The 24,019-nt window shown below is 48.5% G+C and carries 22 protein-coding genes; 12 read left to right on the top strand and 10 right to left on the bottom strand.

Features of this window, described 5'->3' with window-relative positions:
* Nucleotides 1–32: 32 nt before the first annotated feature.
* Nucleotides 33–938 carry a bifunctional helix-turn-helix transcriptional regulator/GNAT family N-acetyltransferase gene (locus EDI28_RS18590; RefSeq protein WP_128785390.1) on the top strand — a complete coding sequence of 302 codons (906 nt, stop codon included), beginning with the start codon at nucleotides 33–35 and terminating at the stop codon, nucleotides 936–938.
* A gap of 55 nt (nucleotides 939–993) precedes the next feature.
* Here EDI28_RS18590 and rraB read toward each other — a convergent pair whose 3' ends face one another.
* Nucleotides 994–1,398, bottom strand: coding sequence for a ribonuclease E inhibitor RraB (rraB, locus tag EDI28_RS18595; protein WP_128785391.1), 405 nt, complete (start codon nucleotides 1,396–1,398; stop codon nucleotides 994–996).
* A gap of 515 nt (nucleotides 1,399–1,913) precedes the next feature.
* Between rraB and EDI28_RS18600 the strand changes: the two genes are divergently transcribed.
* From EDI28_RS18600 to EDI28_RS18645, 10 genes are all read left to right on the top strand, one after another.
* Entirely contained in the window at nucleotides 1,914–2,135 is a 222-nt protein-coding gene (locus EDI28_RS18600) for a hypothetical protein (protein WP_128785392.1), read from the top strand.
* A gap of 175 nt (nucleotides 2,136–2,310) precedes the next feature.
* Nucleotides 2,311–3,756, top strand: coding sequence for a YfcC family protein (locus tag EDI28_RS18605; protein ID WP_128785393.1), 1,446 nt, complete (start codon nucleotides 2,311–2,313; stop codon nucleotides 3,754–3,756).
* Nucleotides 3,757–4,729: 973 nt separating this feature from the next.
* Complete coding sequence (gene arcA / locus EDI28_RS18610) at nucleotides 4,730–5,950, top strand: arginine deiminase (protein ID WP_128785394.1); 1,221 nt, start codon at nucleotides 4,730–4,732, stop codon at nucleotides 5,948–5,950.
* Nucleotides 5,951–6,074: 124 nt separating this feature from the next.
* Nucleotides 6,075–6,986, top strand: a complete 912-nt coding sequence (gene arcC / locus EDI28_RS18615; protein ID WP_128785395.1) for a carbamate kinase — start codon at nucleotides 6,075–6,077, stop codon at nucleotides 6,984–6,986.
* 128 nt (nucleotides 6,987–7,114) lie between these two features.
* Complete coding sequence (gene argF, locus EDI28_RS18620) at nucleotides 7,115–8,119, top strand: ornithine carbamoyltransferase (RefSeq protein WP_128785396.1); 1,005 nt, start codon at nucleotides 7,115–7,117, stop codon at nucleotides 8,117–8,119.
* A gap of 459 nt (nucleotides 8,120–8,578) precedes the next feature.
* Entirely contained in the window at nucleotides 8,579–9,508 is a 930-nt protein-coding gene (pyrB, locus tag EDI28_RS18625) for an aspartate carbamoyltransferase (RefSeq protein WP_128785397.1), read from the top strand.
* Nucleotides 9,509–9,524: 16 nt separating this feature from the next.
* Nucleotides 9,525–9,989 carry an aspartate carbamoyltransferase regulatory subunit gene (gene pyrI / locus EDI28_RS18630; RefSeq protein ID WP_128785398.1) on the top strand — a complete coding sequence of 155 codons (465 nt, stop codon included), beginning with the start codon at nucleotides 9,525–9,527 and terminating at the stop codon, nucleotides 9,987–9,989.
* Between the two features lie 195 nt (nucleotides 9,990–10,184).
* A complete protein-coding gene (locus EDI28_RS18635) occupies nucleotides 10,185–11,183 on the top strand; it encodes a serine protease (RefSeq protein ID WP_128785399.1) in 999 nt (332 codons plus the stop codon).
* Nucleotides 11,184–11,400: 217 nt separating this feature from the next.
* The gene (locus tag EDI28_RS18640; RefSeq protein WP_128785400.1) at nucleotides 11,401–11,895 is read left to right on the top strand and encodes an arginine repressor; all 495 of its coding nucleotides are present in this window, start codon (nucleotides 11,401–11,403) and stop codon (nucleotides 11,893–11,895) included.
* Between the two features lie 107 nt (nucleotides 11,896–12,002).
* Nucleotides 12,003–12,389, top strand: a complete 387-nt coding sequence (locus EDI28_RS18645) for a RidA family protein (protein WP_128785401.1) — start codon at nucleotides 12,003–12,005, stop codon at nucleotides 12,387–12,389.
* Between the two features lie 77 nt (nucleotides 12,390–12,466).
* On the opposite strand, the gene idi is transcribed toward EDI28_RS18645, so the two are convergent.
* From idi to nudF, 8 genes are all read right to left on the bottom strand, one after another.
* On the bottom strand, nucleotides 12,467–12,994 hold the full coding sequence (idi, locus tag EDI28_RS18650) for an isopentenyl-diphosphate Delta-isomerase (RefSeq protein WP_128785402.1): 528 nt from the start codon (nucleotides 12,992–12,994) through the stop codon (nucleotides 12,467–12,469).
* Nucleotides 12,995–13,087: 93 nt separating this feature from the next.
* The gene (locus EDI28_RS18655; RefSeq protein ID WP_128785403.1) at nucleotides 13,088–13,810 is read right to left on the bottom strand and encodes a 1-acylglycerol-3-phosphate O-acyltransferase; all 723 of its coding nucleotides are present in this window, start codon (nucleotides 13,808–13,810) and stop codon (nucleotides 13,088–13,090) included.
* A 152-nt stretch (nucleotides 13,811–13,962) separates the two neighbouring features.
* Nucleotides 13,963–16,227 (bottom strand): DNA topoisomerase IV subunit A, encoded by a 2,265-nt coding sequence (gene parC / locus EDI28_RS18660; protein WP_128785404.1) that lies wholly within the window; start codon nucleotides 16,225–16,227, stop codon nucleotides 13,963–13,965.
* A 118-nt stretch (nucleotides 16,228–16,345) separates the two neighbouring features.
* The gene (gene parE / locus EDI28_RS18665) at nucleotides 16,346–18,229 is read right to left on the bottom strand and encodes a DNA topoisomerase IV subunit B (RefSeq protein ID WP_128785405.1); all 1,884 of its coding nucleotides are present in this window, start codon (nucleotides 18,227–18,229) and stop codon (nucleotides 16,346–16,348) included.
* 143 nt (nucleotides 18,230–18,372) lie between these two features.
* A complete protein-coding gene (gene yqiA, locus EDI28_RS18670) occupies nucleotides 18,373–18,951 on the bottom strand; it encodes an esterase YqiA (RefSeq protein WP_128785406.1) in 579 nt (192 codons plus the stop codon).
* A complete protein-coding gene (gene cpdA / locus EDI28_RS18675; RefSeq protein WP_128785407.1) occupies nucleotides 18,952–19,776 on the bottom strand; it encodes a 3',5'-cyclic-AMP phosphodiesterase in 825 nt (274 codons plus the stop codon).
* 30 nt (nucleotides 19,777–19,806) lie between these two features.
* Nucleotides 19,807–20,235, bottom strand: coding sequence for a DUF1249 family protein (locus tag EDI28_RS18680; RefSeq protein ID WP_128785408.1), 429 nt, complete (start codon nucleotides 20,233–20,235; stop codon nucleotides 19,807–19,809).
* A 26-nt stretch (nucleotides 20,236–20,261) separates the two neighbouring features.
* Complete coding sequence (gene nudF, locus EDI28_RS18685) at nucleotides 20,262–20,900, bottom strand: ADP-ribose diphosphatase (RefSeq protein WP_128785409.1); 639 nt, start codon at nucleotides 20,898–20,900, stop codon at nucleotides 20,262–20,264.
* 252 nt (nucleotides 20,901–21,152) lie between these two features.
* On the opposite strand from nudF, the gene tolC reads away from it, so the two are divergent.
* Complete coding sequence (gene tolC, locus EDI28_RS18690; protein WP_128785410.1) at nucleotides 21,153–22,436, top strand: outer membrane channel protein TolC; 1,284 nt, start codon at nucleotides 21,153–21,155, stop codon at nucleotides 22,434–22,436.
* Nucleotides 22,437–22,524: 88 nt separating this feature from the next.
* Here the strand turns inward: tolC and hldE are convergent, their stop codons facing one another.
* Nucleotides 22,525–23,955, bottom strand: a complete 1,431-nt coding sequence (hldE, locus tag EDI28_RS18695) for a bifunctional D-glycero-beta-D-manno-heptose-7-phosphate kinase/D-glycero-beta-D-manno-heptose 1-phosphate adenylyltransferase HldE (protein ID WP_128785411.1) — start codon at nucleotides 23,953–23,955, stop codon at nucleotides 22,525–22,527.
* Between the last annotated feature and the right edge of the window lie 64 nt (nucleotides 23,956–24,019).

Raw genomic sequence — 24,019 nt, forward strand, 5'->3', positions numbered from 1 at the left:
GTTGTATATCGCAACAATATAGGTTCAATCAAATGGATGCCAAGTCACTACGCCAACTATCTCGCCAACTTGTACGCCAGCTCGGTATGCTAGACAACCAGTGTGGCACCATGGCCCTCACTCCTGTTCAGGCTCATTCCCTTATCGAACTTGAGCAAAGCGCTACCACTGTCAATGAGATGGCCCACCGCCTCAATGTCGATAAATCCAATGCCAGCCGCACCTTGGCCGTCTTGCTTAATCAGGGGCTAGTAAAGTCAGTACCTAACCCTCTTGATAAACGTAGCCAGATCTTTCAGCTCACCACTACGGGTAAGGAAAAGCTCGCAGCACTCCACCAGCAACTGAATACACAAGTTGATAGCTGGCTGGCCCAGATGGATCTCGATGAAATCAATCAGCTGGACCAAAGCCTAAAGAGGTACACCAAGTCCATGCTTGCAGCCTCGCGACAGAGTGAATACGAGATCCGGCGTATGACACCGCTTGATAACGCCTCTATCGCGGCGGTAATCCGGCGGGTCTCGGCAGAGTATGGTCTGACCGCCGACAAAGGCTATGGGGTTGCCGATCCAACACTGGATACAATGAGCGAGGTCTATCAGCATGAAGGGAGCAACTATTGGGTTATTGAGCATAACAACCGCATACTGGGTGGCGGTGGTATTGCTCCCTTAGCGGGGGAAGATAAGGTTTGTGAGCTACAGAAAATGTACTTCCTGCCAGAGTTGAGAGGCCGAGGACTAGCGAGGAAACTGGCGGTAACAGCACTCGATTTTGCCCGCAAACAAGGTTACGCCGGCTGCTACCTCGAAACGACAGCCAATCTAACCGAGGCAATTGCCCTTTATCAATCACTCGGCTTTGTCAAAATCCACCATGCAATGGGCAGTACCGGCCATGATGCCTGCGAGGTACGAATGCTAAAAACATTCTAGAAAACGTAATAAAAAAGCTGGCCTGAGCCAGCTTTCTTTTTATCAATAGCAAGGCTTATTCTTCGCCTTCACCCTCGATCTCTTCTTCGTCATCTTCACCCGACTCGAAGTATGTCCCCCAGCCGTCGTAATCGATATTGTGCTTTTCAGCCAGCTTGATGAGCTTTTCAGCCTGCTCATCAATCAACTCAGCCTTCAGGGCAGACTCCATAACCGCGTCAAAGCATACCACCTTGCCGCCACCATCTTCCGGTGCCAGTTCCAGTTCTTCTGCCTCTAATACTTCAAAGCCCATTTTGAAGGCTTCTACCGCAGCACCTTCCAGCTCTTCAAATGTATCCGCAGAGAAGTGGTGCTCAATGGTATAAAGGGCTTCAGGTTCGCTGCCATCTTCCAGCAATGCCGCAATAATGTCGCGGGTTTCTTCCTTCTGCTCTTCAATCAGTTCTGCATAAGACATGGGGTAACTCCACCTATGGAATAAAATTTCAGGCAAATATCGCATGGATTGAACGTAATTACCATGCTGCTGATAAAAATTGATATTTATCAAACTAAGCTTCGATTCTGTTCACTGGATAACCATCCCACAAACTGCATAATATTCCCTTTTATGCGCTCCCATTGAATGAAACCAGTGCGACTTTATATAGGAAAAAGCGCATAACAAAACAGCCATCAGGAACCATGCCCGCCCTTAAAGGCCATTATTTATAGGCTTGCTTTCTTGGGGGGCGCTTCTTTATGAATAAATCTTTTTCGTTGTTTTAATACCTAAAAGCATATTCACCCATTTATTGGTGAAAAATACCCTCACCATCAAATTTTATGATTCTCTTGCTGCATAATCACCCCCAAAAAATGTGAACGAAACCAAAGTTAAACCCTGCGGGGAAGCATAAAATCATCCCGCAAAACAAAAAAACAGACTCGCAGCAAAGACTGTAGAGCTACTAAAATATGAGAGATACGATCATGAGTAAGTTCTATCCCGGCTCCGAGCCTGGGCGCCGACGGCGCACCTTGCAACGCCGCCTCAGAGGAGCGCTCACTTATCAGACCTTGGCAAACGGTAATGCCAGCCCAAGCGAAATGCTAACGGCCCATCACCGCCATAGGTCAGGTAATGAGCGTGACAACCTGACGCCAAATCCACACCACTCTTTAGCGACGATTGCCTGCCTGCAAACACTGTAGCGCATGGATGATCAATATGCATTCAGCAGCTGTTAACGCTAATTAGCCGCACGCACCGCTGATACCACTTTTCACTGAACAATTTGTTCAGGGAGCACCGTCATGCCAAGCAAAGCGTTTGGCACACAGAATGACCCTTTGTGCTGGCGACAGCCATAAAGGCAAGGAGACAACAATGACGACGCAAACCGTAAACAAAGAAGAAAAAGGTGGCTTCTTCGCCAACTTTAAATTCCCTTCGGCTTATACCATTCTTTTTGGCTTGATCGCCCTAGTAGCACTGATGACCTGGATCGTTCCAGCCGGTCAATATGACCGTGTAATGAACGAAGATCTAGGCAAAGAAGTACCAGTTACAGGAACATATCAAGCGGTAGAAAATAACCCTCAAGGTGTAGTGGATGTTCTACTGGCACCGATTGATGGTTTCTACGACCACAACTCGTACGAAGCAGCAGCGATTGATGTTTCATTATTCATTCTTGTCATTGGTGGTTTCCTTGGTCTTGTGACCAAAACCGGCGCTATCGATGCAGGTATCGAACGTGTGACTGCTCGACTGAAAGGCCGTGAAGAAATGATGATACCGATCCTGATGGCTCTTTTTGCCGCAGGCGGTACTATTTACGGGATGGCAGAAGAGTCACTACCTTTCTACACCTTACTTGTTCCTGTAATGATGGCAGCACGCTTCGACCCAGTTGTTGCAGCAGCAACCGTTCTTCTTGGTGCTGGTATCGGTACGCTAGGTTCTACCATTAACCCGTTCGCAACAGTAATCGCAGCAAACGCAGCAGGCATCCCTTTCACTGACGGCATCATGCTTCGCGTAGCAATGTTAGTTATTGGCTGGCTGATCTGTGTTGCCTACGTCATGCGTTACGCAAAAATGGTACGAGCAGACAAAACAAAATCACTTGTTTATGACAAATACGAAGAGAACAAAGCGCACTTCCTAGGCAACCAGTCTGGCGAAATGTTGGAGTTCACGACTACACGTAAAATCATTCTGGCTATCTTCGCTGCATCTTTCGGCATCATGATCTACGGTGTTGCGGTTGCGGGTTGGTGGATGGCTGAAATATCAGGTATGTTCCTGGCATCAACAATCATCATCGGCCTGATTGCCCGCATGAGCGAAGAAGAGCTAACGTCCAGCTTTATCGACGGTGCTCGTGACCTACTGGGTGTCGCACTTATCATCGGTATCGCTCGTGGTATCGTGGTAATCATGGACCGCGGTATGATCACAGATACAATCCTGAACACGGCAGAGCATGCGGTAACAGGTTTGTCTTCTATCGTATTCATCAACGTAATGTACTGGTTAGAAATCTTACTGTCTTTCCTAGTACCTTCATCTTCAGGCCTTGCGGTACTGACTATGCCTATCATGGCTCCGCTTGCTGACTTCGCTGGTGTAAGCCGTGACCTCGTTGTAACAGCCTACCAATCAGCATCAGGTATTGTGAACCTAATGACACCAACATCAGCTGTTGTTATGGGTGGTCTGGCTATCGCTCGTGTTCCTTACGTTCGCTGGGTGAAATGGGTTGCGCCACTACTAGGTATTTTGACAGTACTTATCATGGCAATGCTCAGTGTCGGTGCAATGATGTAATTCACGACTCGACCTTCTTCTGTTACCCCAAAAAAACCGCCTTCGGGCGGTTTTTTATTTAGACCTTATCGTCACGGCACTCATAATTACCTCTCGGCTATTCCCCAAATACATCAAAAGCATTCCCCTCCTAAATACTCCAAAACCTCTCCAGAACTACTCCAGAACTACTCCAGAACCACTCCAACAACCTCACCTAATGGCGCACCAACAGTACTCAACCGCTGCCTACCCCCAAACAACGACTCTTTCATCACAATTATTCCCAAGAGCGAATCTGACTAAGTCATTCATGCGGAAACGAGTTTATTGAGATAGCTTGAATATATACCTTCTTCAATGGCTGTTTATTATCATTAATTAAAACCGCTTCATCTCTTTTCTATAAAGCACCCTTTCAATTAAGAGAAAGTCACCAATGAATATAACAACCACAGATAAAACCAACATCAAAAGCAGAAAAGCGCCATCAAAAAAATGACTATATGAATTAATTGCCTCCTGTATTAAAACTACAAAACGGGCTTAATTCAAAATAAAAGGAAAAATATTTGTTACTGATTAAGTAACAAATGGCATTAATTTAGATAGACAACCATATAAACTGCATAAGATTAGTATTATCACAATCTACCACCATAAAAACAAAGTGCATAAACTTCCCATCTCACACACAAAACCATTAAAAAACAACGAATCAGGCAACAACAAAGCGTGCATAACCCATAAAAAACACATAAAAACCCAGCATTGAAAAGAAGCTACAAATGCATGAATTATGTTAATAAAATCGATAGATCACGTTGCCTTATTAATAATTAAAGTGTGACAAATGTCTAAGACTCTAATTAACGAAAGAGTAGAATCAATTACAGAAACGAAGCGGAGGATTAAATAATTCATTTAATCACTTTGCAAAAAAACAAATATAGCTAACAACATTATGTTGGCATAAAAATAGAGAGATACGATCATGAGTAAGTTCTATGTAGGTTCTGAAGTAGGTCAACTACGCCGCGTTCTTATCCACCGTCCAGAGCGTGCGCTAACTCACCTAACGCCATCAAACTGTCACGAACTATTATTTGATGATGTATTAGCGGTTGAACGCGCAGGTGAAGAGCATGACGTATTCGCCAATACTCTTCGCGAGCAAGGCGTGGAAGTTATGCTTCTTGGTGACCTACTTGCAGATACGTTAGCTGTTCCTGAAGCAAAAGAGTGGCTTCTTAACACTCAAGTTTCTGACTACCGTTTCGGTCCAGCATTTGCAAATGACGTTCGCTGCTTCCTAGCAGACCTTCCAAATAAAGAACTTTCTTCTATTCTTCTGGGCGGCCTTAGCTACGCTGAGCTACCAGTTACATCTTCTTCAATGATGCAAGGTATGCACGAGCCTACAGATTTCATCATTGAACCATTGCCAAACCACCTATTTACCCGCGATACATCTTGCTGGGTATACGGCGGCGTATCAATCAACCCAATGGCTAAAGCTGCTCGTCAACGTGAAACCAACCATGTTCGCGCTATTTACCGCTGGCACCCAACCTTCGCAGGCCAAGACTTCATCAAGTACTTCGGCGACGAAGAGAAAATCTATGACAACTCTACTATCGAAGGCGGCGACGTACTAGTAATTGGTAAAGGCGCAGTACTTATCGGAATGTCTGAGCGCACAACCCCACAGGGTGTTGAGCAGCTAGCATCTAGCCTATTCAAGCACGGCGAAGCGAAGCAAATTATTGCAATGCAACTTCCTAAGCACCGCTCTTGCATGCACCTGGATACAGTAATGACTCACATGCGTGAAGATACATTCTCTGTTTACCCAGAAGTTGTACGTAAAGACGTTCAGTGCTGGAGCCTAACCGGTGACGAATCTGGCGCAGTAAACGTGAAAGAAGAAGGTTACTTCGTTACTGCAATCGAAAAAGCGCTTGGTGTTGATCAGCTAAACCTAATCACAACTGGCGGTGACAGCTTCGAAGCTGAACGTGAGCAGTGGAACGACGCAAACAACGTATTGACTGTGAAACCTGGCGTAGTTATTGGTTACGAGCGTAACACTTACACCAACGAGAAGTACGACAAAGCTGGCATCACCGTTCTACCAATCCCAGGTGATGAGCTAGGCCGTGGCCGTGGTGGCGCACGCTGCATGAGCTGCCCAATCGAACGTGACGGCATCTAAGCCTGAGCTTGAATAACCCTGAGCAACAAAAGCTCAGGGGCTAAGCAAAAACGCTAAGCACAATAATATGGCCGGTAACAATGAATACCGGCCAACAAAGAACAAAACCAAGAGAGACGATCCCATGACCAAGCAAACTGTTGTTGTTGCACTTGGTGGTAACGCCCTACTACGTCGCGGCGAGCCACTAGAAGCAGATATCCAGCGTCAGAACATTGCTACGGCAGCAAAAACCATCGCAGAAATCGCGAAAGAATATAACGTAGTGTTGGTACACGGTAATGGCCCACAAGTTGGCTTGCTGGCACTGCAGGGGCTGGAATACAAAAAAGTAAGTCCATACCCACTTGATGTACTGGGTTCAGAAACCCAAGGCATGATCGGCTACATCCTAATGCAAGAACTGAAGAACCTGCTTCCTGAGCAGCACGTTTCCTGCATGCTTACGCAAATGAGTGTTGATCCAAATGATCCAGCATTTGCCGACCCAACAAAACCTATCGGTCCTGTTTACAATGAAGCAGAAGCCCGTGAACTGGCAGAGAAATACCACTGGACAGTGAAGCCTGACGGCCAGTACTTCCGTCGCGTAGTTCCTAGCCCACAGCCTACCGGCATTATCGAAGATGATGCAATTTCAGCACTGATCAACCAGCAACACCTGGTAATTTGTACTGGCGGCGGCGGCATCCCAGTGAAGAAAGAAAACGGTAAGTTGGTTGGGGTAGAGGCAGTAATCGACAAAGACATGTCTGCAGCGTTCCTAGCCAAACAGCTTGACGCTGACGCACTGTTAATCCTAACCGATGCAGACGCAGTATTCCTGGATTGGGGCAAACCAACACAGAAAGCACTACGAAGCACAACACCAAGTGAACTAGCGCAATACGCATTTGACGCTGGCTCTATGGGACCAAAAATTGATGCTTCTTGCGAGTTCATCAATCAAGGCGGCAAATTGGTTGGTATCGGCTCACTGGAAGCGGGGCTACGCATCCTGAAAGGTGAAGCTGGCACAAATATTATTGCAGAATAACGGAATAGTTATTCACAAAAGCATCATAATACGATAAACAATACATAATACAGGCCGGCGCACTGCCCAACATAACCAGAGGCAGCGACAGTCGGCCGAGAGATACCGATTCTTAAGAGGAAAACATCATGGCTTTTAATCTTCGCAACCGTAACTTCCTAAAACTTCTAGACTTCACTCCTCGTGAAATTCAGCACATGCTAGAGCTATCTGCCGAGCTGAAAAAAGCGAAGTACAACGGTTACGAGCAGCCACGCCTAACCGGTAAGAACATCGCACTGATCTTTGAAAAAAGCTCAACTCGTACTCGCTGTGCTTTCGAAGTAGCAGCATTCGACCAAGGTGCTAAAGTGACTTACTTGGGCCCATCAGGCTCTCAAATCGGCCACAAAGAATCAATGAAAGACACCGCTCGCGTACTGGGTCGCATGTATGACGGCATCGAGTACCGTGGCTTTGGTCAGGAAATCGTTGAAGAGCTAGGCGCTCACGCTGGTGTTCCAGTATGGAACGGCCTAACAGACGAATTCCACCCAACTCAAATCCTTGCCGATTTCCTAACTATGCAAGAGCATGGCCGTGGCAAGCAGCTACACGAAATGACATTCGCTTACCTAGGCGATGCTCGCAACAACATGGGTAACTCACTAATGGTTGGTGCAGCGAAAATGGGCATGGATATCCGCCTAGTTGCTCCTAAAGCATTCTGGCCAGAAGAAGAGCTAGTTGCTCAGTGCCGCGAAATTGCAGAAGAAACTGGTGCGAAAATCACCATGACTGAAGATGTACAGGAAGGCGTTCAGGGCTGTGATTTCCTATACACTGACGTTTGGGTTTCTATGGGTGAGTCTAAAGATGCTTGGGACGAGCGCGTGAAGATGATGACTCCATACCAGATCAACATGGACATGATCAAAGCAACTGGCAACCCACATGTGAAATTCATGCACTGCCTACCAGCATTCCACAACGACGAAACAACTGTTGGCGCTGAAGTTGCTGAGAAGTACAACATGAAAGGCCTAGAAGTTACGGAAGACGTATTCGAATCAAAGCACTCAATCGTATTCGATGAAGCTGAAAACCGTATGCACACTATCAAAGCAATCATGGTTGCTACATTAGGTCAGTAATCGACTCTCTTGAGTTTTAAAGATTCGACGTAGAAACCCTTTAAGCTCTCATAATTAATGCCGTCCTTCGGGGCGGCATTTGCATGTTTCTTCACCCTCCCACCATCAGCCAACCCCCATAAACCATCATTTTTTCAGCCAGTTATTTCACATTTTCACGCTCAAACCAAAGTGATAACATGTGCATAAAATCCCATAGAATGAATAGTTTACGCAAACGCTTGCGCTCACAAGAAATGGGCGTATAATCCTTCGCAATTTGTCAGAACAGAGTCGAACAATGAACCAGCCAGTTGAGTACAACTTGACGCACTACCGCCGAAAATCGGCGTTGGTATCATTTTTCTGTTTTTTCAATTTTTTAAAAAAAGCCTCCTTTATTTGGGGGCTTTTTTTTGTCTGTTTTTTGCGTGAGAGCAGACAACTTTCGTAACTGTATCTATATAGGGAAGAGAAGCCATGGCGAACTCGTTGTTTCAAAAACACATCATCTCCATTCCGGAGCTAAACCGAAGTGAACTTGAGCTTATTGTTGAAACTGCTGGAAAACTAAAAGCAGAGCCAAATCCGGAGCTACTTAAAAACAAGGTTGTGGCAAGCTGCTTTTTTGAGCCTTCGACACGTACCCGCCTGTCTTTCGAGACCGCTGTACAACGCCTTGGTGGCACCGTTATCGGCTTTGATAACGGCGGCAACACATCGCTGGCCAAAAAAGGGGAGACCTTGGCTGACTCGGTGCAGGTTATTTCTTCTTACGTCGACGCCTTCGTCATGCGCCACCCTCAGGAAGGGGCTGCTCGCCTGGCTTCTGAATTTTCAAACGGCGTGCCGGTGGTAAACGGCGGTGATGGTGCGAACCAGCACCCGACTCAAACCCTGCTGGATCTCTTTAGTATCTTCGAAACACAAGGTCATCTGGACAACCTGAATGTTGCTTTTGTCGGTGACTTGAAATACGGCCGAACTGTTCACTCACTAACGCAGGCGCTGTCGAAGTTCAACAACGTTAACTTCTTCTTTGTCGCCCCAGAAGTACTGGCGATGCCAGATTACATCTGCGAAGAGCTAGACGAGGCAGGTATCAGCTACAGCCTCCACACCAACATGGAAGAGGTTATTCCTCAGCTTGACGTCCTGTACATGACCCGAGTCCAGAAAGAGCGTTTTGACGAGTCTGAATATGCCCACATGAAAGCGGCGTATATCCTAACGGCTGAGATGCTGGCGGAAGCCCGTGACAACCTGAAAGTGCTGCACCCTCTACCTCGAGTCGATGAAATCACTGTCGATGTAGACAAGACCAAACACGCTTACTACTTCCAGCAGGCAGAAAATGGCGTGTATGCACGTGAAGCCCTACTGGCCCTTGTACTAAACGAAGAACTTTAAGCAGGAGATAACAGCTATGACTAAGGAAACTCAACTACAGGTTGAAGCAATCAAAAACGGTTCCGTTATCGACCATATCCCAGCGAATGTAGGGATCAAGGTACTGAAGCTGTTTAAAATGCACAAAACCAACCAGCGTGTGACCGTGGGGTTGAACCTGCCTTCCTCAGCCTTGGGTGCCAAAGATCTGATCAAAATTGAAAATGTTTTCATCAGCGAAGACCAAGCCAATCAGCTGGCACTTTATGCACCAAAGGCAACCGTCAACCAGATTGAAAACTACGAAGTAGTGAAAAAACTGACTCTGTCGCTGCCCGAGCAAATCAACGCTATTTTCAAATGCCCAAATACCAACTGCATCACCCACGGTGAGCCGGTTGATAGCAGCTTTAACGTTCGTACCCAGAGTGACGATGTTCAGCTTAAGTGCAAATATTGCGAGAAAGTCTTCTCCCGTGAGATCGTTACCGAGCATAACTAAACTGCCTCAAATACCGATTTTCCTGCATCAAGGCTAAGAATACCGGCTCAACCCTGAGCCGGTTTTTTTATTCTCATTTCTAGAGCGTCCCGCTCTGAGCAATACCTCTACCTTTGAAAAATCGCAACTAAAAACCGACAGGGTTCCTTCTTTGGCCGCCACTGCCGGACTCATCGACTTTCAAAGGACAGCGGCATGAAGTGTGTTGTACGTTTTGGTTTTCACTCCGCCCCTATTTTTTCAAGGCTCTGTAGCTGGGCGTTAGCACTTGCTCTGCTCTCAGGCTGCATCATGAGCAATGGCCCGGTCAGCCAAACGCCGAGCAACCAAGCCAACCAAATGGTCATGGTTGGAATTCCGCTCCTGCTTGGCGGCTTCGGCTCTGCCGTCCCTATCAATGAGCAGTACATGATCACTGCCAAGCATGTTGCCAAGCTGTCCTGGGATTTCAATGTCATTCACCATCCCTACTGTGATCTTGCTCTTATTCGTCGCTCATCCAACAGTATCCCAACCTGGGGGCTGATCTACCCAGACCAACAGGTTTCCCATCACGGCCACTCGCTACTCGGCAATAGCATTAAAGGGGATGGTAAGTACCTGCAAGATGTCATCGACACCAATACCGATTGTCTCTACTCGCTCAGTGATGCACCAGTCATGTCCGGAATGAGTGGCGGTCCGGTATTCAACACGAATGGTGAAATTGCCGGGATCACGGTCGCCATCGTCCATAACCCCGAAGATCTGCGTAACCTGCGTCCCGCTATACGCTACAGCCAGTTTGTGCCAGCCACCCTTATTTTTGACTGGCTTGACGCGCTCGGGATCGCTTCGTCCTCGGCCAGCCCGCAACTGGCCTCTATTCAGGTATCCCAATATGTTAGCGATCTTAATCGTCCCAATCGGCCCGTAATCGACATTGCCAGCACCAGTACCCCTGCAGCCCCTGACAGGATCCAGGAAACCGATATCAATCAGCTAGCGCCCGTTAATAACGAAATCAATATGGCAGCGGCGACCTCTTCTGCTCTACAAAAATACCGAACACCAATTTCTCCTTCATTCCAGTCACCGGTAAAAAGAACGACACCGGATAATAGTGCCGAGGCGCTTTCCGGACTCAGAGGCGAACCGGAGACCGAACCGCAGCTAACGTCGAAGCAACAGAAAGAAATCCCTCTAAAACCATAATTGCAGCATAATCAATCGGAATAAAATGCCTCATATTGCAGAAAAAATCGGCTTATTATTTTGGTGATTAGGGTCAATAAAACATAATTGCATTATTGTTATGATGGTTATGCAAGATTATGCAATGGCTTTACTTTGTCTTGCGACTACTGTCGGCACCGACAGCAATCAAAAAGATACGATCTTAATACCCTATAAAATAACAAAGGAGTTGCCCGTGAATGTATCCAATGTACACGGAGCGATTGATGCATTTTCAAATGATGAGAACATCACGACAGCCTGCAAACGTCTGCTCCAGCAGCAAAGCTTTTCGACCCAAGATGACATCCGCCAACGTTTAATCGACATGGGGTTTGATGATGTCAGCCAGTCGACCGTCTCCCGGCTGCTTTCTCGGTTAGGAGTAGCTAAGGTTCCCAATGCCTATGGCAAAAAAGTGTATTGCCTAACGGTCGAGAATGAACCGGTACAAGTTGGCTCTTCAATTTCCTCACAAATCGAATTCATCACCCACAACCAATTAGTGGTGGTTGTCAAAACCCACCCTGGCGGTGCACAACTGGTTGCTCGTCTGATTGATATTCAGCCTCATGCTGAAATTCTAGGAACGGTGGGAGGGAACGATACGGTCATGGTCGCACCAAAGGACATTAACCGTATTGAACAGTGTGAACGGGTGGTTAAAGCGCGGCTAGGGATCCCAGTTTAACGCCGCAACCCAGTCACAAGTAACAGGAAATGCTTTGACCTAAACGATTTTGGGTAGCAAACTAATGCCCTAAATATAGGTTGTGAATGACTTAGTAAGGACAATCAATGACTCAAGTACTACACACAGATCAGGCTCCAGCAGCTATCGGCCCTTATGTACAAGGTGTCGATCTAGGCAATATGATTCTGACTTCAGGTCAAATCCCAGTGAACCCGATAACAGGTGAAGTTTCTGACGATATCGCTGAACAGGCACGCCAGTCACTGGAAAATGTTAAAGCCGTTGTTGAATCTTCCGGCCTGAAAGTAGCAGACATTGTAAAAATGACTGTTTTTGTGAAAGATCTAAACGACTTCGCAACCGTCAATGAAGTATACGGAAAGTTCTTCGACGAGCACAACGCCCCTTACCCTGCACGTTCTTGCGTTGAAGTGGCACGTTTGCCAAAAGATGTGAAGATTGAAATCGAAGCAATTGCAGTACGCAAATAAGCGCTTTGGTAACGGTAAGACATTGATACTAAAAAAGCTGTCCGGTGACAGCTTTTTTTATATCCTGTCCGCAGTATTCAATACTGAACAACATAATCCAATACCTGCGAAAACCAAGCCGTAAACTGCTCAGGTTCAGATACCACTGCCTGCTCGAGCTCAGCTTGTGGCCACCAGCGGTAACTCATCACCTCACTGATATTCGGCTCAATCGTCAGATCCGATACACAGGCTACAAGCACATGATCCAGTTCGTGTTCAACCAGCTGGTTATCCAACTCGGCGCGATACAAGAAAGTCGCAATATCTTCCAGCTGACTAATGCCGGAAACCCCCATTTCCTCACCAAGCCGGCGTATACCAGCCTGCTCCATCGACTCTCCCTGGCGCGGATGAGAGCAACATGTATTGGTCCACAAGCCACCGCTATGGTATTTGCCCATTGCGCGCTGCTGCATAAGAAACTCCCGGCCGCCACCTGTTTCACGGTACAACAATACGGAAAAGGCCAAATGTAATGCCCCTTCTCGGTGCGCATGCATTTTTTCCTGCAACCCCAGCTCCCTGCCCTGAGGGTCCACTAAAACCACCTGTTCTTCAATCATGATATCTATCTACGCAAACAAAAAGGACACGCTAGGCATGTCCTTAATTTAATTCAGTCCTGCCCTACAAGGACAGAATTATACTACCCACTGTTAGGCCGAACGCTGAACGGCCTCGGCATTAAGCTCTGCCAATCTATTTTCCATGATAGTCCGGCACTGGTTCGATAACTTGCGAACATCTTCTTTAGTGTAGCCTTCGGTCGATACCGGCGGCATGACTTCAACAATCACCACGCCGTTATCCCAACGATTCATTTTTACATGATCGGTAGCGCTGCATATGATAGGAACAACAGGAACACCTGCACCAATCGCTGCATGGAATGCGCCAGTCTTGAACGGCAATAGGCCGCGGCCGCGAGAGCGGGTTCCTTCTGGGAACATCCACACCGACACCTGAAGTTGTTTGATTTTCTCTACAATCTGGCCGATTGTGCCAGCCGCTCGGCTCCGGTTCGCACGATCTATCAAAATATTACCTGTCAACCAGTACAGCTGGCCAAACAGCGGCATCCAAGCGAGGCTTTTCTTACCAACCGTTACGGTGCGAGGCATGATGGCACCAGATACCGTAAACAAATCATAGTTGTTCTGGTGATTGGCAACATAAATGCTGGCCCCGACATCGTCGGATCCTTCAGCATAGCGGAGTTCCAGTTTGATCCCGAAGATTCGGGCCATTTTGCAAAAATGGCGACCAACGATATGAACATTCTTCGGGTTGCGCGGGCTCAACAAACAGTAGCCACAGCCAAATACAAACATGACAACTGCAAAAATTGCGACAGCGACCATGCGCAATAAAAATATCATGGAAATCTCCTCAGCGTACAAGCGTTCGCTAGTATACTTAGGCAACGGGAAATTACACCCTCTAAGTGCACAATTTATTGACTATGGCTTCAATATAATGAAAAAGCCCTCATTTAGAGGGCTTTTGTTGTCATTCATCACAACTGTAGAGTTTAATCGTCAGTCGCCGATCCGGGTTGCTCAATATCCATCCGCGTGACGCGTTGCAGGCCTCGTGGCAACAGCGTACCCCGACGGCCACGTTCACCGCGGAAGTTATCTAGGTCCGAAGACTTAAGCCCAAGCTTACGCTTTCCTGCATAGATAGTGACATGCCCATTCGCCGGAAGAACAACTAACTGAGAAAGAAACTCTTCACGGGCCTTAGAGCGGGCGGCAGGAATATTGATAATCTTATTCCCTTTACCTTTGCCCAGCTGCGGCAAGTCTTTAATTGGGAACAACAGCATTCGGCCTTCATTGGTAATCGCCAGAATCTCATCCTGATCAAGGTTATTGATCGGCTGAGGTGGCATCACCTCTGAACTCTCGGGAACCGTCAGCAGGGCCTTGCCGCTTTTATTCTTCGAGACCATATCGGTCGTCTTGCAAATAAAGCCATAACCGGCATCCGACCCCATCAACCACAGTTGCTCGTCATCAGCCATCATCACCTGGCGCATATTCGATCCCGGAGTCAGGTTAAGACGCCCGGTGATCGGTTCACCCTGGCTACGCGCCGAGGGCAAAGAATGGGATTCCAGAGCATAACTTCGGCCATCCGAGCCAAGGAATATGGCTGGTAGATTACTCTTACCGCGGGCATGGGTCAGGTAGCCATCCCCCGATTTATAACTGAGAGACGTAGGATCCACCTCGTGGCCTTTGGCATGGCGGATCCACCCTTTTTCGGATAGCACCACCGTAATAGCCTCGCTCGGGATCAAATCACGCTCTGTCAGCGCTTTCGCTTCAGCCCGCTCAACAATCGGAGAGCGGCGATCATCACCATACTTCTCTGCGTCTGCCTGGATCTCTTTTTTAATCAATGTATTAAGTCGACGTTCTGAGCCCAGCAGTTTTTCTAGCTTTTCACGCTCTTTTGATAGCTCATCTTGCTCGCCGCGGATCTTGATTTCTTCCAGCTTCGCCAACTGGCGTAGCTTGATTTCAAGAATAGCATCCGCCTGAATAGCGCTGAGTTCAAAGCGGGACATCAGTTCGGCTTTCGGATCATCTTCAGTACGGATGATCTCAATCACTTCGTCAATATTGAGGTAGGCGGCCAGCAAACCATCAAGGATATGCAGACGTGCTATCACCTTGTCCAGACGATACTGCAAGCGACGACGTACCGTTGAACGGCGGAACTCTATCCATTCAGCAAGAATTGTCGCCAGGCCTTTCACACGCGGGCGACCATCAAGGCCCAGCATATTCAAGTTAACCCGGAAGCTTTTTTCTAAATCGGTAGAGGCAAACAGGTGATTCATCAACGGTTCGCAATCAATACGATTCGAACGTGGCACAATCACAATACGAGTCGGGTTTTCATGGTCAGACTCATCACGGAGGTCATCAACCATTGGCAACTTTTTCGCCCGCATCTGCGCGGCAATCTGCTCTAATAGCTTGGAACCGGATACCTGGTGCGGCAACGAGGTAATGACAATATCCCCGTTTTCTTTATGCCATACCGCACGCATTTTGACGCTGCCTTTACCGGTACGGTATATCTTCTTCAGATCCGACGCAGGGGAAATGATCTCAGCTTCTGTTGGATAATCCGGTCCTTTGACAAAGCCCATAATGTCATCGAGATCCGCCTTCGGATTATCAATTAGATGCACCACGGCATCAGCCACCTCACGGGCGTTATGCGGCGGAATATCCGTCGCCATACCGACCGCGATACCGGTAATGCCATTTAGCAGAATATGAGGGAGGCGAGCTGGCAACATCTTCGGCTCTTTCATCGTGCCGTCGAAGTTTGGTAGCCAGTCAGCCGTACCTTGACCAAGCTCACTCAACAAGACTTCAGAGAAACGAGACAGGCGAGATTCAGTATAACGCATCGCTGCAAAGGACTTAGGATCATCCGGTGCACCCCAGTTACCCTGACCGTCAACCAGAGGGTAGCGGTACGAGAACGGCTGTGCCATCAGTACCATGGCTTCATAACATGCCGAATCACCGTGAGGATGATACTTACCCAGCACATCACCGACAGTACGGGCCGACTTTTTGTATTTTGCCGTCGCTGACAGGCCCAGTTCTGACATCGCGTAAATAATACGGCGCTGCACGGGCTTTAAGCCATCGCCGATAAACGGCAAGGCACGATCCATGATTACGTACATGGAATAGTTCAGATAAGCGTCTTCGGTAAACTTCCTTAGTGGAAGCTGTTCAACGCCATCCATTGAGACATCAGTCATCGTGGGGTATTCCGTTCAGTATTTCTTCGCCGCTGGCAACGCTTGGGTGGCCGCCAGCATGCATGTTCTATTGAGATAATGACGCAACGTAAGGGGCACTTAACCAGTACCGATACTCTTACACTTCAGCCATATCACCTTTGTCTTGTAACCAGTGACGGCGATCTTCTGCGCGCTTCTTGCCCAATAGCATATCCATCATGTCGGTGGTCTGCTGATCATCATCAATGGTTAGCTGAACGAGGCGGCGAGTATTCGGATCCATCGTTGTTTCGCGCAGCTGGAGCGGGTTCATCTCACCCAATCCCTTGAATCGCTGTACATTGACTTTACCGCGCTTACTGCTCAAACGCTCAAGAATGCCATCTTTCTCGGCTTCATCAAGTGCGTAAAACACTTCTTTAGCCTGGTCAATTCGGTACAGTGGCGGCATGGCAATATAAACATGGCCAGCACGAACCAGCGACTCGAAATGGCGCATAAACAGTGCGCAAAGCAAGGTAGCAATGTGAAGACCATCGGAGTCCGCATCCGCCAAGACACAAATCTTCCCGTAACGTAAGCCACTTAAGTCATCACTATCAGGATCAATGCCCAGCGCCACAGAAATGTCGTGCACCTCTTGTGAAGCGAGCACCTGATCTGCCGACACTTCCCAAGTATTCAAAATTTTACCACGCAGCGGCATAATAGCCTGGAACATCCGGTCACGAGCCTGCTTGGCAGAACCGCCAGCCGAGTCCCCTTCCACCAGAAACAGTTCGGTACGGTTGAGATCCTGCTGCGAACAATCCGCAAGCTTACCTGGTAAGGCTGGGCCAGAAGCGATTTTCTTACGCACCACTTTCTTGCTAGCACGCATACGGCGATGGGCATTGGCAATACACACTTCGGCAAGCTGTTCGGCCAGCTGAGGACGCTCGTTCAGCCACAGGCTGAAGGCATCTTTCACCACCCCAGCAACAAACGCAGCACATTGACGGGAAGAGAGGCGCTCTTTAGTCTGCCCGGCAAACTGCGGATCCTGCATTTTCACCGACAATACATAAGCACAGCGATCCCAGATATCATCTGCTGTCAGCTTTACACCGCGTGGCAGCATATTGCGGAACTCACAAAATTCACGCATCGCATCAAGCAGTCCCTGACGCAGGCCGTTGACATGGGTCCCGCCTTGCGCCGTCGGGATCAGGTTAACGTAACTTTCAGTGATCAGCTCACCGCCTTCTGGCAACCACAACAAGGCCCAGTCAGCAGCTTCGGTCTGACCGCGGAAGACACCGGTGAACGGCTCTTCCGGTAACAGGGTATATCCCTTCACACCTTCGGCCAGATAGTCTTTCAGACCATCTTCATAACACCAACGAAGGGTTTCATCAGTATTTTTATCCGTAAAGACAATCTCAAGTCCCGGGCATAAAACCGCCTTGGCCTTTAAATTGCTCTTTAAGCGGGATACCGAGAATTTCGCACTGTCGAAGTACTTGGCATCAGGCCAGAAATGTACGCGGGTACCTTTCGCACGGCGCCCGCAAGTACCGACTACTTCCAGTTCTGACACTTTATCGCCATGCTCAAAAGCAATCAGATAAATCTGTCCGTCACGCTTTACCGAGACTTCAACCCGTTTAGATAACGCATTAACGACGGAGATACCGACCCCGTGTAAGCCCCCAGAAAACTTGTAATTGTCGTTCGAGAATTTACCACCGGCATGGAGCTTGCAGAGGATCAGCTCAACACCGGAAACCCCTTCTTCGGGGTGGATGTCCACCGGCATGCCTCGGCCATCATCAATGACTTCAAGTGACTGGTCTGCATGGAGGATAACTTCAACTTTGCGGGCATGGCCGGCCAATGCTTCATCGACACTGTTGTCGATAACCTCTTGCCCAAGGTGGTTGGGCCTTACCGTATCGGTGTACATACCGGGACGGCGGCGTACTGGCTCAAGGCCATTGAGAACCTCAATGGCTCCAGCGTTATAGCTTTGATCTGTCATATTTACGGAAGTTTACGAGAATATTTTTGCAACAATAGTCAGTAACCCCAGCCCGGTTGTCAAGCTGAGGTCGAGGATAATGCCCACAATTGTGAGTCGGACTCCATCAGCCGTCAATCAGCGATTGCCCGCCAATTAACGATTTATAGCCCTAGAAACTTAATGATCTCGGCAGGAAAACGATCAAAACCAATAAAGCTGTGGTCGCCTTCCGGTTCCACTGTTTGTTTGCAGGCTGCGTATTTTGCCACCGCCTGACGATAGTCGAGGACTTCATCCCCTTCCTGCTGCATCAGCCAAAACAGCTTTGGCGCCTCTATCTCAGGCACATCTATCTGCTTCAGCTCATCCATATGTTTAGCCTCAAGCCGGTAGCGTTCACCGGTATAAGGATTTTCCTGCTCACCGAGGTAGTCCACCAGCAACTCATAAGGCTTGACGGCAGGATTTACCAGCACTGCCGGAAGCTGGTAGCGGTGGTTGAGCCATGTTGAAATATAGCCCCCCAATGAACTTCCCACCAATCCAATTTGATAATCCTGCCGCAGTGAGCTGACAAGGTTATCTATAAACGTTGCCGCTTCAGCCGGGTAACACGGCATTTGGGGGATCTCAACTCGGATATCCGGACGGTGCTGACGGCAATACTCCGCCATTTCCATCGCTTTCAGTGACTTCGGAGAACTATTAAAGCCATGAATATAAAGTAATAAAGACTTCATTTAATACCCTCCCGCGTCAAACTGGGGAGTAAAACAACGCCCCTGTAACCGGGAAATCGAGGTCAAGACCCGGCCATCGCCCATCAATTCAAGGTAGCGCCAGCCCGGGTTGAGTTTATCGAGCGCAAAGTCATTAGAATCCGGTTGAAACTGAATACAAGTCGACGGCGTCGCCAATACCCGCACCCCATGGTGAATACGGTCCAGTTCCTGATGAATATGGCCGCACAGTATCGCCTTAACCTGCGGATACTTATCAACAACCTGCCAAAAGGCATCAGCATTCTGAAGTTTATGCTGGTCAAGCCAGGCACTGCCCGCTTCCAGTGGGTGATGGTGCAACAATACCAATGCATAACGCTGAGGATGAGACGCTAACGCCTGATCCAGCATCTTAAGCTGTGCTTCACTAAGCTCCCCGTGGGGAACACCCTGTACCTGGCTATCGAGTAGGATCACCTGCCAGTGATCGCCCGCCAGTACCTGCTGGCAGGGCTTAATTTGCGGTGACGGCAATACCGAGCTCATACTTGGCTGGTAATCATGGTTGCCCGGCAACCAGAAACACGGCTGCGGCCAACGAGAAATACCGTCGCAGAAACGCTGATAAGACAGTTCGCTATGATCCTGTGAGATATCACCCGTCGCCACCACGGCGTCAAACGGACGCGCAGCAGTGTCTACAGCATCCAATACTGCATGAAAGCTGTCTTTGGTCGCGACGCCCAACAGGCTACCTGCCTCATTGGCAAATAGATGGGTATCGGTGATTTGAAGGAGAACCACACTATCTGGGTTCGTCTGAGGCAGAGAATACATCTGCAAAACGTCAAAAACCTTGTTTATCTAATACTGTTAACAAACCGATTGTTTGCTGATCCCATTTTTCAGGCAATAGGCCAGCCAGTCACCTAAAAAGCGGTTCACTTGATGTTTTTCATCTTTTTGGTGCATCCGCAAATTGGGGTAATCATACCTCGGCTTAAGCCGAGAAATCTGCTGAGCGGTACACACTTCTGCCACTCTGGCATCGTGGTATAACCGCACAGTCAATCGGGGGATCAGGTAATCCGGGAGCTCCCCGACAGCGCGCTGCCACAGTTCGATCACTGTTGTGTAGCGGGTCGACTCCGTGATTCTCAACTGGTACTCATGCTCAAAAACTTTATACACACATTCATCCCCCACCCTGTCAGTTTTTGGCAGTAATGGAAGCAGATTCGCATAGTTCGTTTCATATAAACGCATGATTCCAGCAAAATCAACGGTATATCTTTTATTCAATCGGTGTCCTTAAACCAATGGACTGGTTATTGAGCTTTAGCCTGTAAACCTAAATAGTTTAGCTGCAACCATTGTAGCGCAATGATTGAGGCTGCATTCTCAATTTTACCAGATTCAATCCACTGGTATGCTTCCTGTCGTGATACCACATGCACACGAATATCTTCGCCCTCATGGGCCAAGCCATGAATTCCCTGTGCCTTGCTGCTATCAACCCGGCCGACAAACACATCAAGCATTTCGGAACAACCGCCGGAACTCGACAGGTAACGGGTGATTTTCTCCAGTTGAGTGACCGTCACACCGGCTTCTTCTACTGCCTCGCGACTGACCACATTTTCAGCAGTCTCATTGGGCTCGATAATACCGGCCACAATTTCAAGCTGCCAGGGGGAGCAATCTGCGGCCATGGCACCGACTCTGAACTGCTCGACCAAAACAACTTTATCCTCAACCGGATCATAAGGTAACAAAGCCGCGGCATGACCACGCTCGAACAGTTCCCGCTCTAGCGGCTCACTCCAGCCTCCGGCAAAAAGCTTATGGCGAAAACGATATTTCACCATGCTGAAAAATCCCTGATACAGCGTCTCTGTCGACAAAATTTCAACATCATCTTTGCTATAAACACCCAGCGCCGAGTCTTCAGGCAACTTGTTACTCATTATGTCATCTCCCTTTGCCGTATATCTTTTCATTCAAAATGGCTGGCATCAATGATTTAATTCAACATTTATGACAAATATTATGATTTTATTTAAGTCCTTTTTTGTAGTTGGATAGATTACAATCACATATGATTAAGTAAACAGCGTAAAATTAAGTACAAATGAACAACGATCAGTTTCAGGCAAGGTTTCTTCAGATAGACTGATTGCTTTGATCTCTTTTTTTTGTCAGGACCAGGAAAGGCATCCATGAAAAAATTGCTTCCGCTTATTATTAGCGTTGCGCTTGGCGGTTTCAGCCAGGCAGCACTGGCTGATGATTTAGCCGATATCTACCAGCAAGCCAAACAAAACGACCCTCAGCTGCTTCGTGCTGCTGCCGATAAAGATGCAGCTTTTGAAGCCATTAACTCATCCCGCAGTCAGCTGCTTCCTCAAATCAATCTAGCTGCCGGCTATAATGTGTCACGTATGGACGGTGATACAGAGGGATTTAATGGCGGCCTGACACTAAGCCAGTCTCTCTATAATCGCTCCAGCTGGATAAACCTCGACATTAGCGAGAAACAAGCGCGCCAGAGCGACGCCACGTATGCAACATCTCAGCAAGGGCTGATCTTGCGTGTTGCCGATGCTTACTTTGCGGTATTGCGGGCGATGGATGATCTCGAGTTTGTCCGTGCCGAAAAAGCAGCGGTTGGCCGCCAACTTGAGCAGACCAAACAACGCTTTGAAGTAGGACTGTCGGCAATTACCGATGTTCATGATGCCCAGGCGCAATATGATACTGTTCTGGCAGATGAAATCCTGAACGACAACGCCCTGACCAACAGCTATGAGGGGCTGCGTGAGATTACCGGCCAGGAGCATACCGATCTGAACATCCTGGATACCGGTCGCTTCTCGGCAAGCCGCCCACAGGGCAAGGTGCTAGAGCTGATCAAAGATGCAGAGACCGAAAACCTCAGCCTGCTGACAGCACGCATTACGCAAGATGTCGCCCGAGATCAGATTTCTCTGGCGGAATCTGGCCATCTGCCGACCCTGTCGTTTGATGCCGGTTACAACTACGATGACAAGAAGCCGACAACTGATGATGGTACGCTGACAGCAGGTATCAACCTGGAATTACCGGTATACACCGGTGGCCGTACAACCTCTGAAGTCAAACAGGCACAGTTTAGCTATATCTCTGCCAGTGAAGATTTAGAAGGCTCATACCGTAGTGTTGTTAAAGATGTTCGTGCTTTCTATAACAACATCAATGCATCAATCGGTGCCCTTCGTGCTTATCAGCAGTCAGTCATCTCTGCTCAGTCGGCACTTGAAGCCACCGAAGCCGGTTTTGATGTCGGTACCCGTACGATTGTTGACGTACTGGATGCAACCCGTCGCCTATACGATGCAAACCGCCAACTGGCCAATGCGCGTTATGACTACATCATCAACCAGCTAAGACTGAAACAGGCTGTCGGCTCACTGAATGAGCAAGACATCCTGGATGTAAACACCGGTCTGATTGACGCCAAATAAGCTGAAAAAAGACAAATATACGAAAAAGCGCCATCTAAGATGGCGCTTTTTTCTTGTGCGGCTTACGGCTTAACCAAAAGTCGAGACGTTAGCCTCGCCCGCCACGGATAGCCTCAATGATTTCAGTCGTTGAACAACCATCTTCAAAATTCAGCACTCGAACTTCGCCACCAGCAGCAACCACTTCCTGGCCTCCAGCGATCTGTTCCGGCTTATAGTCGCCACCTTTGACCAGTAGGCTCGGTAGAATTTCACTGATCAGGCGCTGCGGGGTTTCTTCGCTGAACGGAACCACCCAGTCAACGGCACCCAATCCGGCCAATACCGCCATACGGCGATCTTCCTGATTGACCGGTCGACCCGGACCTTTCAATGTCTGAACAGAACTGTCTGAATTGACAGCTACAATCAGGCGATCCCCCAATTTTGCCGCTTCATTCAGATAAGCAACATGACCGGCATGAAGAATATCAAAACAACCATTGGTCATCACAACCTTCTCGCCGCGCGCTCTGGCCACTCTAACGGCCTGCTTGAGCTGGGCTTCGGCAATTACACCAAAGCCGCTGTCCTGGCTGCCATGAATCGCATCGGTCAGCTCAATCGTTGATAGCGTCGATGTTCCCAGTTTGGCAACAACCACACCGGCAGCAGCATTGGCCAGCTTGCAGGCATCAGACAGTGACTTGCCTGCCGACAGCGACGCCGCCAGCACAGAAATCACAGTATCACCGGCGCCGGTTACGTCATACACTTCCTGCGCCAATGTCGGCATATGCAGAGGTTCCTGACCTTTTTGCAGTAGCGTCATGCCGTGCTCGCTACGAGTAACCAGCAGCGCCTCAAGCTCAAACTGCTCAATCAAGCCAAGGCCTTTTTCAACCAGCTCTTCATCTGTCTTGACCTTACCGACCACAGCTTCAAACTCAGAAAGGTTAGGCGTCAGCAGCGTAGCACCACGGTAACGTTCAAAATCAGCCCCTTTAGGATCAACCATCACCGGAACACCGGCCTTGCGTGCCATCAGGATCATCGCCTGGACATGCTCCAGTGCGCCCTTGGCATAATCCGACAGGATCATCGCTTTGACATTCGGTAGTGCCTGCTCTAGACGCGGCAGGATCATGTCGGCGGCGACGTCATGAAAGCCTTCTTCGAAATCCAGGCGGATCAACTGCTGGCCACGGCTCATCACCCGTAACTTGGTAATCGTCGGATAATCAGGCAACGAGACGAAATCACAGCGCACATCCAGCGATGATAATTTTTCAGTCAGCGCTTTCGCCGGCTCATCGATCCCCGTCAGGCCAACCAATCGGGCATGGCCTCCCAGGGCTGCAATATTCATTGCCACATTGGCCGCGCCGCCCGGACGCTCTTCGATCTGATCTACCTTAACAACAGGCACAGGCGCTTCAGGCGAGATACGCCCGGTTGGTCCATACCAATAACGGTCAAGCATGACATCACCAACAACCAAAACACCTGCTTGATCATAATCAGGAAGAGTCAGTTTCATTATTATCTCCGGGGTAGAAAAACTGAGAAGAAAAAACTGAGAAATACTAACACAAAGCCTCGGG

It is taken from the genome of Photobacterium chitinilyticum (assembly GCF_004104355.1).
Classification (GTDB): Bacteria; Pseudomonadota; Gammaproteobacteria; order Enterobacterales; family Vibrionaceae; genus Photobacterium; species Photobacterium chitinilyticum.

Coding starts and splice junctions, on each gene's coding strand:
- EDI28_RS18655 (WP_128785403.1), bottom strand. CDS start 13,810: ATGATATTTTTATTGCGCATGGTCGCTGTCGCAATTTTTGCAGTTGTC.
- hldE (WP_128785411.1), bottom strand. CDS start 23,955: ATGAAACTGACTCTTCCTGATTATGATCAAGCAGGTGTTTTGGTTGTT.
- EDI28_RS18605 (WP_128785393.1), top strand. CDS start 2,311: ATGACGACGCAAACCGTAAACAAAGAAGAAAAAGGTGGCTTCTTCGCC.
- pyrI (WP_128785398.1), top strand. CDS start 9,525: ATGACTAAGGAAACTCAACTACAGGTTGAAGCAATCAAAAACGGTTCC.
- idi (WP_128785402.1), bottom strand. CDS start 12,994: ATGATTGAAGAACAGGTGGTTTTAGTGGACCCTCAGGGCAGGGAGCTG.
- parE (WP_128785405.1), bottom strand. CDS start 18,229: ATGACAGATCAAAGCTATAACGCTGGAGCCATTGAGGTTCTCAATGGC.
- parC (WP_128785404.1), bottom strand. CDS start 16,227: ATGACTGATGTCTCAATGGATGGCGTTGAACAGCTTCCACTAAGGAAG.
- EDI28_RS18600 (WP_128785392.1), top strand. CDS start 1,914: ATGAGTAAGTTCTATCCCGGCTCCGAGCCTGGGCGCCGACGGCGCACC.
- tolC (WP_128785410.1), top strand. CDS start 21,153: ATGAAAAAATTGCTTCCGCTTATTATTAGCGTTGCGCTTGGCGGTTTC.
- argF (WP_128785396.1), top strand. CDS start 7,115: ATGGCTTTTAATCTTCGCAACCGTAACTTCCTAAAACTTCTAGACTTC.
- EDI28_RS18635 (WP_128785399.1), top strand. CDS start 10,185: ATGAAGTGTGTTGTACGTTTTGGTTTTCACTCCGCCCCTATTTTTTCA.
- pyrB (WP_128785397.1), top strand. CDS start 8,579: ATGGCGAACTCGTTGTTTCAAAAACACATCATCTCCATTCCGGAGCTA.
- EDI28_RS18590 (WP_128785390.1), top strand. CDS start 33: ATGGATGCCAAGTCACTACGCCAACTATCTCGCCAACTTGTACGCCAG.
- nudF (WP_128785409.1), bottom strand. CDS start 20,900: ATGAGTAACAAGTTGCCTGAAGACTCGGCGCTGGGTGTTTATAGCAAA.
- EDI28_RS18645 (WP_128785401.1), top strand. CDS start 12,003: ATGACTCAAGTACTACACACAGATCAGGCTCCAGCAGCTATCGGCCCT.
- arcA (WP_128785394.1), top strand. CDS start 4,730: ATGAGTAAGTTCTATGTAGGTTCTGAAGTAGGTCAACTACGCCGCGTT.
- yqiA (WP_128785406.1), bottom strand. CDS start 18,951: ATGAAGTCTTTATTACTTTATATTCATGGCTTTAATAGTTCTCCGAAG.
- rraB (WP_128785391.1), bottom strand. CDS start 1,398: ATGTCTTATGCAGAACTGATTGAAGAGCAGAAGGAAGAAACCCGCGAC.
- arcC (WP_128785395.1), top strand. CDS start 6,075: ATGACCAAGCAAACTGTTGTTGTTGCACTTGGTGGTAACGCCCTACTA.